Source organism: Streptomyces sp. WAC05374 (genome assembly GCF_004353505.1).
Taxonomy (GTDB): domain Bacteria; phylum Actinomycetota; class Actinomycetes; order Streptomycetales; family Streptomycetaceae; genus Streptomyces.
In genome coordinates, this window is sequence record NZ_SMNQ01000003.1 from 484,406 (window position 1) to 497,300 (window position 12,895).

At 73.1% G+C, this 12,895-nt stretch carries 11 protein-coding genes, 1 tRNA gene and 1 pseudogene; 7 read left to right on the forward strand and 6 right to left on the reverse strand.

The features are described from left to right. Positions 1-151: 151 nt before the first annotated feature. The 3 genes from E2B92_RS09865 to E2B92_RS09875 all read left to right on the forward strand — a co-directional run bounded on the left by E2B92_RS09865 (position 152) and on the right by E2B92_RS09875 (position 3,441). A complete protein-coding gene (locus E2B92_RS09865; protein ID WP_126889626.1) occupies positions 152-1,336 on the forward strand; it encodes an NAD(P)-binding protein in 1,185 nt (394 codons plus the stop codon). Positions 1,337-1,381: 45 nt separating this feature from the next. After that, on the forward strand, positions 1,382-2,380 hold the full coding sequence (locus E2B92_RS09870) for a zinc-binding dehydrogenase (RefSeq protein WP_133087470.1): 999 nt from the start codon (positions 1,382-1,384) through the stop codon (positions 2,378-2,380). Positions 2,381-2,499: 119 nt separating this feature from the next. After that, positions 2,500-3,441, forward strand: coding sequence for a hypothetical protein (locus E2B92_RS09875; RefSeq protein ID WP_235023748.1), 942 nt, complete (start codon positions 2,500-2,502; stop codon positions 3,439-3,441). Here E2B92_RS09875 and E2B92_RS34090 read toward each other — a convergent pair. Continuing rightward, positions 3,442-3,513: pseudogene (locus E2B92_RS34090) on the reverse strand (GNAT family N-acetyltransferase); the annotation flags it as partial. It lies immediately after the preceding gene. A gap of 88 nt (positions 3,514-3,601) precedes the next feature. After that, positions 3,602-4,486 carry an aminoglycoside phosphotransferase family protein gene (locus E2B92_RS09885; RefSeq protein ID WP_235023749.1) on the reverse strand — a complete coding sequence of 295 codons (885 nt, stop codon included), beginning with the start codon at positions 4,484-4,486 and terminating at the stop codon, positions 3,602-3,604. A 59-nt stretch (positions 4,487-4,545) separates the two neighbouring features. Here E2B92_RS09885 and E2B92_RS09890 point away from each other — a divergent pair, with 59 nt between their 5' ends. Then, positions 4,546-5,937 carry an NAD(P)/FAD-dependent oxidoreductase gene (locus E2B92_RS09890; protein WP_133087472.1) on the forward strand — a complete coding sequence of 464 codons (1,392 nt, stop codon included), beginning with the start codon at positions 4,546-4,548 and terminating at the stop codon, positions 5,935-5,937. 44 nt (positions 5,938-5,981) lie between these two features. Here the strand turns inward: E2B92_RS09890 and E2B92_RS09895 are convergent. Then, positions 5,982-6,058: transfer RNA gene (locus E2B92_RS09895), tRNA-Thr, on the reverse strand. A gap of 182 nt (positions 6,059-6,240) precedes the next feature. Between E2B92_RS09895 and E2B92_RS09900 the strand changes: the two genes are divergently transcribed. The 3 genes from E2B92_RS09900 to E2B92_RS09910 all read left to right on the forward strand — a co-directional run bounded on the left by E2B92_RS09900 (position 6,241) and on the right by E2B92_RS09910 (position 8,704). Next, on the forward strand, positions 6,241-7,338 hold the full coding sequence (locus E2B92_RS09900) for an ABC transporter ATP-binding protein (RefSeq protein ID WP_126884723.1): 1,098 nt from the start codon (positions 6,241-6,243) through the stop codon (positions 7,336-7,338). Positions 7,339-7,539: 201 nt separating this feature from the next. Next, positions 7,540-7,953 carry a hypothetical protein gene (locus E2B92_RS09905; protein WP_126884724.1) on the forward strand — a complete coding sequence of 138 codons (414 nt, stop codon included), beginning with the start codon at positions 7,540-7,542 and terminating at the stop codon, positions 7,951-7,953. Positions 7,954-7,993: 40 nt separating this feature from the next. Beyond that, complete coding sequence (locus tag E2B92_RS09910) at positions 7,994-8,704, forward strand: nucleotidyltransferase family protein (protein WP_126884725.1); 711 nt, start codon at positions 7,994-7,996, stop codon at positions 8,702-8,704. A 76-nt stretch (positions 8,705-8,780) separates the two neighbouring features. Here E2B92_RS09910 and E2B92_RS09915 read toward each other — a convergent pair whose 3' ends face one another. From E2B92_RS09915 to cysS, 3 genes are all read right to left on the reverse strand, one after another. After that, positions 8,781-10,373, reverse strand: a complete 1,593-nt coding sequence (locus tag E2B92_RS09915; RefSeq protein ID WP_126884726.1) for a DoxX family protein — start codon at positions 10,371-10,373, stop codon at positions 8,781-8,783. Positions 10,374-10,468: 95 nt separating this feature from the next. After that, positions 10,469-11,419, reverse strand: a complete 951-nt coding sequence (rlmB, locus tag E2B92_RS09920) for a 23S rRNA (guanosine(2251)-2'-O)-methyltransferase RlmB (protein WP_126884727.1) — start codon at positions 11,417-11,419, stop codon at positions 10,469-10,471. Positions 11,420-11,482: 63 nt separating this feature from the next. Further along, the gene (gene cysS, locus E2B92_RS09925) at positions 11,483-12,877 is read right to left on the reverse strand and encodes a cysteine--tRNA ligase (protein ID WP_126884728.1); all 1,395 of its coding nucleotides are present in this window, start codon (positions 12,875-12,877) and stop codon (positions 11,483-11,485) included. Positions 12,878-12,895: the final 18 nt, after the last annotated feature.

Below are 12,895 nucleotides of genomic sequence, written 5' to 3' on the forward strand. Positions count from 1 at the left end.
GACCCGCCGCCGCCCCCGACCCGCCGCCGCCCCCGATCCGGCGCACCGGCCCTGCCCCCCTCCCCCCGCCCCACCCGTCGTGTCACACATCGGGCACCCCCGTCCGTCCCCCTGGCAGAGCACCACACACGCACTCCAGGGAGAGAACGCCATGAGCGACCGCATCACCGTCATCGGCGGCGGCTTCGCCGGCCTCACCGCCGCCATCACCGCCGCCGAAGCCGGGGCCGGGGTCACCCTCCACGAGGCCCACCGCACCCTCGGCGGACGGGCCCGCACCGCCGAGGGCCCGTACCGCACCAACGAAGGCCCCCACGCCCTCTACCACCGCGGCCCGCACTGGGCATGGCTCCGGCAGCGCGGCCTGCTCGGCCCCATGGCCGCCGTCCCGCCGCTGGAAGCCGCCCGCTTCCGCTTCCATCTGGACGGCGAACTGCGCCGCACCCCGCCCCTGAGCCTGCTCCGGCAGGCGCGCCGCAGGGCGCAGGACGCCCCGGTGGACGGCGACTTCGCCAACTGGTCCACCTCCCGCGCCGCCACGAACTACGCGAGCGTGGCACTGTTCCACCACGACCCCGGCTCGCTGTCCGCCCGGTTCGTGCAGGAGCGGCTCCGCCGGGCCACCAGCCTGCCGCCCGAGGCCCACTACCCGCTCGGCGGCTGGGGCCAGGTCATCGAGCGGATGGCCGCCCACGCCCGGAACCTGGGCGTACGCGTCGAGACCTCCGCCCGCGTGGACGCCCTGCCCGACCGCGACGGTCCCGTCATCGTCGCCACCTCCCTCGAGGCCGCCCGCCGCCTGCTGGACGACCCGGGCCTCACCTGGCCCAGCGGCCGCACCGTCCTGGTCGACCTCGCGCTCCGCACCCGCCGGGGCGACCCGTTCATCATCTCCGACCTGGACGCCCCGGGCTGGCTGGAACGGTTCACCGCCCAGGACCCGTCGCTCGCCCCGGCCGGCCAGTCCCTGCTCCAGGGGCAGTTCCCGATCGCCCCGCACCAGTCCAAGGCGGACGGCGTCGCCCACGCGGAACGGCTGCTCGACCAGGGCTTCCCGGGCTGGCGCGACCGCACCCTGTGGCGCCGCGAGGCCCTCGCCAACGGCCGTACGGGAGCGGTCGACCTGCCCGGCACGACCTGGCGCGACCGCCCCGCCGTCGACCGGGGCGACGGCGTCTACCTGGCGGGCGATCAGGTGGCGGCGCCCGGCGTGCTGTCCGAGGTGTCCTTCACCAGCGCCATCGGCGCGGCCTCCCTGGCCCTGCAGAACCTGAAGAACGTGGCGAACCGGCCCCGGCGGGGCACGGACACACCGCTTGACCTCAAGCATGCTTGAGGCTGAAGGCTCTCCTCACCAGCCCCGAGCAGAGGAGAGCCCCCCATGCGTGCCATCCGCCTCCACGCCTTCGGCCCCGCCGAGAACCTCATCCACGAGGAGGTCCCCGACCCCACCCCCGCCCCCGGCCAGGTCCGCATCGCCGTCACGGCGGCCGGTGTACACCTCCTGGACACCGCACTGCGCCAGGGCGCGCCCGGCCCGTTCCCCGCCCCCACCGAACTGCCCACCGTCCCCGGCCGCGAAGTCGCCGGCACGGTGGACGCGCTCGGCGAGGGCACCGACCCCCACTGGCTCGGCAAGCGCGTCGTCGCCCACCTCGGCATGGTCCCCGGGGGCTACGCCGAACTGGCCGTCACCGACGCCGCCCGGCTCCACGAGATCCCGCCCACGCTCGACGACGCCGAGGCCGTCGCCATGATCGGCACCGGCCGCACCACCATGGGCATCGTCCAGTTCGCCGAACTCGGCACGGCCGACGCCGTCCTGGTCACCGCGGCGGCCGGCGGCATCGGCACGCTCCTCGTCCAGTACGCCAAGAACGCCGGCGCCACCGTCGTCGGCCTCGCCGGCGGCCCCGAGAAGGTGGCCCGCGTCCGGGCCAACGGCGCCGACCTCGCCGTCGACTACACCCGCCCCGACTGGGCGGACCACGTCCGCGCCCACCTCGGGGACGCCGCGGCCACCGTGGTCTTCGACTCCGTCGGCGGCGCCACCGGCCGGGCCGCCGTCGACCTCCTCGGCAAGGGCGGACACCACCTGGTGTACGGCTGGGCCGGCCGGGGTCCGCACGACGGCGAACCCCTCACCTTCACCGACGAGGAACTCACCGAACGGGCCATCACCTCCCGCTCCGTACTCGGCCCCGTGATGCTGGAGAAGGCCGGCGGAGACATCCGCACCCTGGAGCTGCGCGCCCTCGCCGAAGCCGCCGCCGGCCGCCTCCGCCCCGCCGTCCAGCGCTTCCCGCTCGCCGAGGCCGCAACCGCCCACCACGCCCTGGAGACCCGGGCCACCATGGGCAAGGTGGTCCTGGTCCCATGACCCCGCCGGGTGAACCCGCGTAACGGAACCGGCGCAGTCCCCGGCGTGGAGCGGGACCGGGCGGCACCCCGCTCCCGCACCATCCAAACCCCACGGGCCCACCCCACTGGAGGCGAAGGATGATGCCCGCACGGCCACGCGCCGACAAACCCCCCACCGCCCTGTACGCACTGAGCGCCCTGTCGCTGCTCCTGCTGTGGACCGTCACCACGGCCCACGCCACCCCACCCGACACCCCACCCGACACCCCACCCGGCACCCCGCCCGCCGCCGCACCGGCCGCCCCACCGGCCACCGGCCCCATCACCCACTGCGCCCCCGGCGGCACCCTGCGCGGCCCGCACGGCCAGTACGCCGACATCGCCCTGTGCGCCACCCACACCGGCGCCACCATGACCGTGACGGCCGCCGCCACCTGCCGCCGGGCCACCACCGGGGGCCGCCCCGCCTGCCGCACCTCCGGCACCTGGACCGCCCACCGCCACGGCGACCCCGCCACCGGCCCCACCGCCACCGGGACCCTCGCCGGCCGCGCCGACTACCCCGGCCCCGGCACGTACGACATCGGCGCCACCGTCCACGTACGCTCCGACCCGCCCGGCACCGACCTCCACGGCGAGGTGCGCGCCACCCTCACCCTCACCGAACCACGGCCGGCCCCCAGCCACCGCGTCGACGTCACCCCGCACCACAGCACCCTGAAACCCGGCGCCAGCACCACACTCACCTACACCGTCGCCCGCGTCGCCGACCACGGCGACGGCAGCGCCCGCCTCGGCCTCATCGGCGAGGAGTCCACCGGCATCACGCTCACCTCAGCCGACACCCGGTGCGTCAACCCGCTCCCCGGCCGCTATCCCTCCACCACCCGCGGCATGTACGCACTGGACTGCGCCCTCACCGACCTCCAGCCCGGCCGGCCCACCACGGTCACCGTCCGCGCGACCCTCAAGGCCGCCTGCTCCACCATCGTGTCCAAGCTCGGCTACTGGACGCCCAAGGGCCAGGAGAGCACCGGCGGAATGCTCACCGGCCCCACCGTCACCTGCGCCCCCGGGTGATCAGGAGCCCAGCTCGGCGAGCGCCCCGCCGGTCAGCCGGTACACCGTCCACTCGTCCCGCGGCCGCGCGCCAGCGACTCGTATGCATGCCCGCGGCCCAGGACCTGCCGGTCACGCCCGGACCGCGGGGCCCGACACGACCCGCCGTACCCCCGGGGCACTACCGCCCCAGCAGCATCCGCCCCACCCTCACCCGCTCGCCCTCCAGCACACTCTCCCCGTCCTCCACCTCCCACAGGCAGTCCTGGAGCACCCGCCCCAGCGTCCACGCCCGCGCCCGCTCCCGGTCCAGCCCCAGCACCTCCGTCAGCAGGTCGAACCGCCACCGCACCTCCGCCGCGTCGAACCGGTTGCACAGCGACGGCAGCAGCTCGAAGCCCGGGTCCCCCGCCAGCGGCTTCGGGTCGATCGCCAGCCACGGCTCCCGCCCCGCCGCCAGGACGTTGCCGAAGTGCAGGTCCCAGTGGAGCAGCCGGTCCCCCGGCTCCCCCACCACCTCCCGCACCGCCGCCGCGCAGTCCCGCAGCAGCCGCCGGTCCTCCTCCCTCTCCAGCTCCCGGACGGCGGCCGGCACGTCGTCGAGCATCCGTGCCGCGATGCCGCCCAGGGTCCGCATCCCGGCCGGTGCCGCCACGGCCACCAGCCGCGCCAGCAGCTCCGCCAGGACCCGCGTCGCCTCCCGCGCGTCCGCCACGTCCTCCAGCGACCGCCGGTGATCCAGCCACTCCAGCAGCAGCGTCCCCGTCCCGGCGTCCTCCCGCAGCAGCCGCACCGCCCCGGCGTCGTCCCACGCCCGCAGCGCGGCACCCTCCCCCGCGCTCTCCTCGTCCAAGAACCCCAGCTTCAGCGCCGCCCGCGTACCGTCCTCCGCCACCACCGGGAGCACCAGCGACGACCACCCGTGCATCACCGGCCCCGTCCGGCGCAGCCCCCACTCCCGCAGGAAACGCTCCGCCCGCCCGGGCAGCCCCGCCACGAACGCCCGGCCCTCCTCCCCGTTGGCCTCGCTCTGCACCCGCACCAGCTCCGCGGGGACCTCGATCACTCCACACCCCATCCGCTAACGTCCACACCCACCCACTGGCGTTGGACCCAAGGAACCACATGAGCACCGTCAACGGCGGCATATCGTTCTGGTACGCGCAGGAGGGCACACCCCCTCCCCGGGAGCCCCTCCCCGGCGACACCACGGCCGACGTGTGCGTCGTCGGCGGCGGCTATACCGGCCTGTGGACCGCGTACTACCTGAAGAAGGCCGTCCCCTTCCTCAACATCGTCGTCCTGGAGGGCAAGTTCTGCGGCTACGGCGCCTCCGGCCGCAACGGCGGCTGGCTCTACAACGGCATCGCCGGCCGCGACCGCTACGCCAGGGCACACGGCCACGAGGCCGCCGTACGCCTCCAGCAGGCGATGAACGACACCGTCACCGAGGTCGTCAGGACCGCGGCCGACGAGAACATCGACGCCGACATCCACCAGGGCGGCGTCCTCGAAGTCGCTTACACGCCCGCCCAATTGGCCCGGCTCAAGGCGTTCCACTCCGTCGAGGTCGCCTTCGGCGAACGGGACCGCGAACTGTACGGCGCCCGCGAGACCGCCGACCGTGTCCGCGTCACCGGCGCCGTCGGCTCGAGCTGGACCCCGCACGGCGCCCGCATCCACCCGGTCAAACTCGTCACCGGCCTGGCCGCCGCCGTGGAGGCCCTCGGGGTCACCATCCACGAAGCGACACCCGTCACCGAGATCAAGCCGAAGCACGCCATCACCCCGTACGGCACGGTCCGCGCCCCCTACGTCCTCCGCTGCACCGAGGGGTTCACCCCGACCATCAAGGGCCACAAGCGCACCTGGCTCCCCATGAACTCCTCCATGATCGCCACCGAACCGCTCCCGCCCGAGATCTGGGACGAGATCGGCTGGGCCGGCCGCGAGACCCTCGGCGACATGGCCCACGCCTACATGTACGCCCAGCGCACCGCCGACGACCGCATCGCCCTCGGCGGCCGCGGCATCCCCTACCGCTACGGCTCGCGCACCGACAACGACGGCCGCACCCAGGCGGCCACCATCGACGCCCTCCGCGAGATCCTCGTCCGCTTCTTCCCCCGGCTCGCCGGAGTGCCCATCGCCCACGCCTGGTCCGGCGTCCTCGGCGTCCCCCGCGACTGGTGCGCCACCGTCACCCTCGACCGCTCCACCGGCCTCGGCTGGGCCGGCGGCTACGTCGGCTCCGGCGTCGCCACCGCCAACCTCGCCGCCCGCACCCTCCGCGACCTGATCCAGCAGGACTCGGGCCAGTCCGGCCCCACCGACCTGACCACCCTTCCCTGGGTCGGCCACAAGGTCCGCCGCTGGGAACCCGAACCCCTCCGCTGGCTCGGCGTCCACACCCTCTACGCCGCCTACCGCACCGCAGACCACCGCGAGGCGTCCACCCACACCCCCACCACGGACCCCATCGCCACCCTCGCCGACCGCATCTCCGGCCGCCACTGACCCACACAAAAGGCCCCGGACATCCACTGTCCGGGGCCTTGCGCTGGAGCCCCCTGTCGGGTTCGAACCGACGACCCCCGCTTTACAAGAGCGGTGCTCTGGCCAACTGAGCTAAGGAGGCACTGCGCACGAGTGTAACCGGACACCACCTGCCTCCGGTCGAGAATTTCGTCGCCCGCCATCTACTGACAGACCCCATTTCGCCAGGTAGCGTCACCCCAGGTTCACTCGCGTGGACCAGACCATCTCTCCCTCTACTCGGATCGTCCGGCACGTTCCTGCCGGTGAAGGGACTGCATCACCATGGCTTCTGTCACCTTTGACAAGGCGACCCGGATCTACCCGGGTGGTACCAAGCCCGCCGTCGACCAGCTCGAGATCGAGATCGCGGACGGCGAGTTCCTCGTCCTCGTCGGCCCGTCCGGCTGTGGCAAGTCGACCTCCCTGCGCATGCTCGCCGGCCTGGAGGACGTCAACGGCGGTGCCATCCGGATCGGTGACCGTGACGTCACGCACCTGCCGCCGAAGGACCGGGACATCGCCATGGTGTTCCAGAACTACGCGCTGTACCCGCACATGACCGTCGCCGACAACATGGGCTTCGCGCTCAAGATCGCCGGCGTGAACAAGGCGGAGATCCGCAAGAAGGTCGAGGAGGCCGCGAAGATCCTCGACCTGACCGAGTACCTGGACCGCAAGCCGAAGGCGCTCTCCGGCGGTCAGCGGCAGCGTGTGGCGATGGGCCGTGCCATCGTGCGCGAGCCGCAGGTGTTCCTCATGGACGAGCCGCTGTCGAACCTCGACGCCAAGCTCCGCGTCTCCACCCGTACGCAGATCGCCAGCCTCCAGCGGCGGCTCGGCATCACCACCGTGTACGTCACGCACGACCAGGTCGAGGCCCTCACCATGGGCGACCGGGTCGCGGTCCTCAAGGACGGCCTGCTCCAGCAGGTGGACACGCCGCGCAACATGTACGACCGCCCGGCCAACCTCTTCGTCGCCGGCTTCATCGGCTCCCCCGCCATGAACCTGGTCGAGGTCCCGATCACCGACGGTGGCGTCAAGTTCGGCAACAGCGTCGTGCCGGTGTCGCGCGAGGCGCTGTCCGCCGCGGCCGACAAGGGCGACCGGACCGTGACGGTGGGCGTCCGCCCCGAGCACTTCGACGTCGCGGGTGCCGAGAGCGACCAGGGCGTGGCCGTGTCGGTCAACGTCGTCGAGGAGCTGGGCGCCGACGGGTACGTCTACGGCTCCGCCCGGGTCGGCGGCGAGGACAAGGACCTGGTGGTCCGCGTGGGCGGCCGCTCCATCCCGGAGAAGGGCTCCGTGCTGCACGTCGTGCCGCGTCCGGACGAGATCCACGTGTTCTCGACCTCGACCGGTGAGCGCCTCAGCGACTGACCTCGGCAAGACGCGTACGCGGCCCCGTACTTCGGTGCGGGGCCGTCCCGCGTGGGGCGCCGGGATGTCGACAAATACCCCGGCACACGGGTCAATTCGGACCCTGTTCGTCAACACCTGATTCGAAAAGGAGCATCGAACCATCCCCCGTGGGGGTGACTAAATGTCTCCAAATCATCACTGGCCGCTACGCTCACGTCCGTGACCCACACCGCACGCCGAATCGGCCGCTCTCTCGCCCTCGTCCTGCCCGTCGTCCTGGTGCTCTCCGGAACTCTCGCGGTCACCAGCGTCCCGTGGGCGGGCAGCAGCTCCCAGACCCAGATGCTCACCGCGTCCTCGGAGAACGTCTCGGTACGGGCCAAGCCCCGTGCCCCTCAGGATATTCTCCGCGACAAGCTCCTGGCGGAACTTCAGGAGAAGGACCCGGGCGTCGCCCTCACGCACCTCCAGCGTGCCGTGGAGGAGCGCCCGTCGCTCGCCAGGCACTGCATGTCCATCGCCCGCGCGCTCGGCCGCGCCGCCGTCCAGCACTACGGCCCCGTGAAGGCCCAGACGTACTCCCGCCCCGTGTGCGACACGTCCTACGCCACCGGCGTCGCCCACGAGAGCTGAGGCGTATCACCAGCACCGAGGTGGGCCTATCGTGCGCGGTATGCACACCTCTCCGACGCAGGCCGTGGTCCTGGCGGGCGGCCAGGGTTCACGACTGCGCCCGTACACCGACGACCGCCCCAAGCCGATGGTCGAGATCCCGGGAACCGGGACCCCGATCATCGGCCATCAGCTTTCCTGGCTGGCCGCCGAGGGCGTGACCGACGCCGTCGTCTCCTGCGGCCACCTCGCCGAAGTGCTCCAGCAGTGGCTGGAGACCGCCGAACTGCCCCTGCGGGTGACCACCGTTGTGGAGCCCGAGCCCCTGGGCCGCGGCGGCGGCCTGAAGTACGCGGCCGCGCGACTGCCGCTCCCCGACGAGCCGTGGTACGCCACGAACGGTGACATCTGGACCCGTTTCTCGCTGCGCGAGATGGCCGCCTTCCACGCCGAGCGCGACGCCACCGCGACACTCGCCCTGGCCCGTCCCCGTATCCCCTGGGGGGCCGTCGAGACGGACACCTTCGGGCACATCACCGACTTCGTCGAGTCACCGCCGTCGCCGTACCTGATCAACGCCGGCGTGTACGTCTTCTCCCCGGAGTTCACCCGCCTCCTCCCGGACGTCGGGGACCACGAGCGCACCACCTTCCCCCGGCTCGCCCGTGCGCGGCGTCTGGCGGGCTTCCCGCTGCCCCACGGGGCGTACTGGAGGGCCATCGACACCGCGAAGGACCTCCAGGAGGCGGCGAAGGAGCTGGCGCGCTCCTGAGCGGCCGAGGCGGGCATGACGGAGGGGCGGTCACCGTGGACACGGTGACCGCCCCTCACGCCGTCCGGGCCGTCCGTCAGCCGAGCAGGCCGCCGATCGGGTTGCGGTTGCCGCCGGTGGACGAGCCGCCGTCGTTGCCGCCGGAACCGCCCGAGCCGCTGTCGTCGCCGCCGTCCCCGCCGCCGGTGCCACCACCGCTGCCGCTGCCGCCCGTGGAGGTCGGGCCGGCGCTGGAGGACGGCGGGGGAACGGGCTCGGACTGCTCCGGGGGCTGCTGCCCGGTGCCCTGGGAGGCCGTGGGCCGCTCCTCCTCGATCCGCTCCTCCTCGCCGGTGCCGGCCGTCTCGGCCGGGGAGGAGGCCTGTTCCTCGGCCGTCGGTCCGGCCGACGCGGACACCGAGGGCTCGGGGCTGCTGGAGGTCTCGCCGGCCGACGGGGACTGCTCGCCCGGCTCCTCGGGGAGCGGCCGGCCGGGCAGGTGGTTGGTCGGGTCGTCGTTGGGGCCGGGGACGGTGACCATCTCCGTGGACCGTACGGCGCCGCCGAGGAGCGAGCCGATGAGCAGGGTCAGGCCGACCACGACGGTGGCCACGACGACGCCGCGGCGCAGCACCCGGCGGCGCAGGTCCCACAGGGCCGAGCGGGGCCCGAGGGTGCGCCAGGCCTCGCCGGCGAGGCGGCCGTCGATGGAGTAGACGGGCGCGCCCGCGATGATCAGCGGCGACCAGGCGGCGAGGTAGATGATGTCGGGCGCGTCGTAGACGGGAACGGTCTTCCAGCTCACGGTCAGGATCAGCGCGGCGGACAGCATCGCGCCGAAGACGGCGGCGACCCGCTGCCACAGGCCCAGGACGGTGAGGACGCCCACGACGACCTGGGCGAAGGCGACGGTCAGGCCGGCGCCCACGGGGTGGGCGAGGGCGAAGTCGCGCAGCGGCTCGGCGAGCGGCCAGGGGTGCAGGGAGGTGAGCCACTTGACCATGGAGCCGCGTTCGCCGCCGTCGAAGTAGACGGGGTCGCAGAGCTTGCCCATGCCGGCGTAGATGGAGATGAAGCCGAGGAACACGCGCAGCGGGAGCAGGACGACGCCGAGGTTCATGCGGCGGCCGGGGTAGTACGCGTGCCGGTGGGCGGGGCCGGTGTACGCGCCGGCCGCCTCGCGGTCGCCGTGGTCGTCGGCGCGGGTGTCGTCGGGGTCGCCCCGGTAGGTGTCGGCGTATCCGCCGGGCTGCTCGTCGTAGGCGCCGACGGCGCGGCGCATGGGCGGCAGGAGGGGTGGTGCGTCGGGGCCGCGCTGGGCGCCCACGACGGGGGTCGGCATGGTGTCGTCGGAGAGGTCGACGCGGGGGATGACCTGGGTGGCGCCGGCGTCGAGCGTGCCGACGGCGGTCGATTCGCGCACGGCCTGGAGCAGCCCGGTCGCGCCGGGGTCGCCGGGCGAGGACTTCCCGCTCCACACGACGGGGGCGCGCCGCCGGGCCGTGCCGCCGGCGCCGCTCATGGCGGGCACGCGGGTGGTGTCCGGCCGGGGCTTGTTCACCGGGGCGAGCTGCACACGGAAACTGGCGTGGTTCACGATGACCTGCGCGGGATCGCAATCCACCTTGACCATGCTCAGCGCAGGCTGATCGTCGAAACCGGGCCGGGGCGTTCTGGTGTCCACACTCATCTAACCGAGTGACGTGGGTTTAGGACACTGCCTTGACGGGTGGGAAATGTCCGAGACCCGTCAAGATCATGACGGGTCCCGGGGAGCGCGTGCGGTCAGGCGCGGCGGCGGGCCGCCTCGTACAGCACCACACCGGCGGCGACGCCGGCGTTGAGCGACTCGGCGCCGCCCGGCATGGGGATGCGCACCAGGTGGTCGCAGGTCTCGCCGACGAGGCGGGACAGGCCCTTGCCCTCGCTGCCGACGACGATGACGACCGGCCCGCCGAGGGCCTCCAGCTCGCCGACCTCCATGTCGCCGTCGGCAGCGAGGCCGACGACCGTGATGCCGGCCTTCTGGTACGCCTCCAAGGCGCGGGTGAGGTTGGTGGCGCGGGCGACCGGGGTGCGGGCGGCGGTGCCCGCGGCGGTCTTCCAGGCGCCGGCGGTCATCCCGGCCGCGCGGCGCTCGGGCACGACGACGCCGTGGCCGCCGAAGGCGGAGACGGAGCGGACGACGGCGCCGAGGTTGCGCGGGTCGGTGACGCCGTCGAGGGCGACGATCAGCGGGTCCTCGCCGTCGTCGAAGGCGGCGGCCGCGAGGTCCTCGGGGTGGGCGTACTCGTAGGGCGGGACCTGGAGGACGAGGCCCTGGTGGTTGAGGCCGTTCGTCATGCGGTCGAGCTCGGCGCGCGGGGCCTCCATGAGGTTGATGCCGCCGCGGTCGGCCGCGAGCTTGAGCGCGTCGCGGACCCGCTCGTCGTTGTCGATGAACTGCTGGACGTACAGCGTCGACGCCGGGACGCCGTCGCGCAGCGCCTCGAAGACGGGGTTGCGGCCGACGACCATCTCGGAGGAGCCCTTGCCGCCGCGCCGGGCGACCTGGCGGCGCTGCGCCTGCTTGGCCTTGGCGTTGGCGACGCGGTTCTTCACATGGCCCTTGCGGGCGGACGCGGGCGGCGTGGGGCCCTTGCCCTCCAGGCCCCGGCGCCGCTGGCCACCGCTGCCGACCGTCGCGCCCTTCTTGTTGGACGTGCGGCGGTTCCTGCGCTGGCTGTTCCCGGCCATGACTTACCTGCTCTGTCGATGCGTGTCGTACGTACGTGTATATGAAGTGTGCCAGCGTGGTGCTCAGCGCGCGCCGAGCGTCCACCTCGGCCCTTCGGGGCCGTCCTCGATGGCGAGCCCGGACTGGCCGAGCTGGTCGCGGATCGCGTCCGCGGTCGCCCAGTCCTTGCGCGACCGCGCCGCCTCCCGCTGGTCGAGGACCATGCGGACGAGGCTGTCGACGACGCCGTGGAGGTCCTCGCCGCGGTCGGTCTCGCCCGCCCAGTGCGGGTCGAGCGGGTCCAGGCCGAGGACGCCGAGCATGGCGCGGACCTCGGCGAGGCGCGCGACGGCGGCTTCCTTGTCGTCGGCGGCGAGCGCGCTGTTGCCCTGCCGGACGGTGGTGTGGATGATCGCCAGCGCCTGCGGGACGCCCATGTCGTCGTCCATGGCGTCGGCGAAGGCCGGCGGCACCTCGGCGGCGGGCTCGACGGCGCCCGCCTTCTCGACGACCCGCTGGATGAACCCCTCGATGCGGGCGAAGGCCGACTCGGCCTCGCGCAGGGCCTCCTCGCTGTACTCGATCATCGACCGGTAGTGCGGGGTGCCGAGGTAGTAGCGCAGCACGATGGGGCGCCACTGCTTGACCATCTCGGAGACGAGGACCGAGTTGCCGAGCGACTTGGACATCTTCTCGCCGCTCATGGTGACCCAGGCGTTGTGCACCCAGTAGCGGGCGAACTCGTCGCCGTACGCCTTGGCCTGGGCGATCTCGTTCTCGTGGTGCGGGAAGATCAGGTCGATCCCGCCGCCGTGGATGTCGAAGGCGGAGCCCAGGTACTTGTGCGCCATGGCGGAGCACTCCAGGTGCCAGCCGGGGCGGCCGCGGCCCCACGGCGTCTCCCAGTCGGGCTCGCCGGGCTTGGTCGCCTTCCACATGGCGAAGTCGCGGGGGTCACGCTTGCCCGCGACGCCCTCGTCGGGCTGGCGGAGGTCGTCGATGTCCTGGTTGGACAGCGCCAGGTACGCGGGGAAGGAGCGGACGTCGAAGTAGACGCTGCCGTCGGCGACGTAGGCGTGGCCGCGCTCGATGAGGCCGCGCATCATCTCGATCATCTCGGGCACGTGGCCGGTGGCGCGGGGCTCGTAGGTGGGCGGGAGGCAGCCGAGGGCCTGGTACCCGTCGTTGAACGCGCGCTCGTTCTCGTAGCCGATCGACCACCAGGGGCGGCCCTGGTCGGCGGACTTGGCGATGATCTTGTCGTCGATGTCCGTGACGTTGCGCACGAACGTGACGTCGTAACCGCGGTACGCGAACCAGCGGCGCATGATGTCGAAGTTCAGCCCCGACCGGATGTGCCCGATGTGGGGGGCCGCCTGCACGGTGGCGCCACACAGGTAGATCGAGACACAGCCCGGCGTGATCGGGGTGAAGTCGCGGATCTGCCGGGCGCTGGTGTCGTACAGACGAATAGTCACCACTCCAGGGTAGTGGGC

Excerpts from the sequence above, each read along its gene's own strand:
- E2B92_RS09890 (WP_133087472.1), top strand. The coding sequence starts at position 4,546 with ATGAGCACCGTCAACGGCGGCATATCGTTCTGGTACGCGCAGGAGGGC.
- E2B92_RS09870 (WP_133087470.1), top strand. The coding sequence starts at position 1,382 with ATGCGTGCCATCCGCCTCCACGCCTTCGGCCCCGCCGAGAACCTCATC.
- E2B92_RS09910 (WP_126884725.1), top strand. The coding sequence starts at position 7,994 with ATGCACACCTCTCCGACGCAGGCCGTGGTCCTGGCGGGCGGCCAGGGT.
- E2B92_RS09900 (WP_126884723.1), top strand. The coding sequence starts at position 6,241 with ATGGCTTCTGTCACCTTTGACAAGGCGACCCGGATCTACCCGGGTGGT.
- E2B92_RS09875 (WP_235023748.1), top strand. The coding sequence starts at position 2,500 with ATGATGCCCGCACGGCCACGCGCCGACAAACCCCCCACCGCCCTGTAC.
- rlmB (WP_126884727.1), bottom strand. The coding sequence starts at position 11,419 with ATGGCCGGGAACAGCCAGCGCAGGAACCGCCGCACGTCCAACAAGAAG.
- E2B92_RS09915 (WP_126884726.1), bottom strand. The coding sequence starts at position 10,373 with ATGAGTGTGGACACCAGAACGCCCCGGCCCGGTTTCGACGATCAGCCT.
- E2B92_RS09865 (WP_126889626.1), top strand. The coding sequence starts at position 152 with ATGAGCGACCGCATCACCGTCATCGGCGGCGGCTTCGCCGGCCTCACC.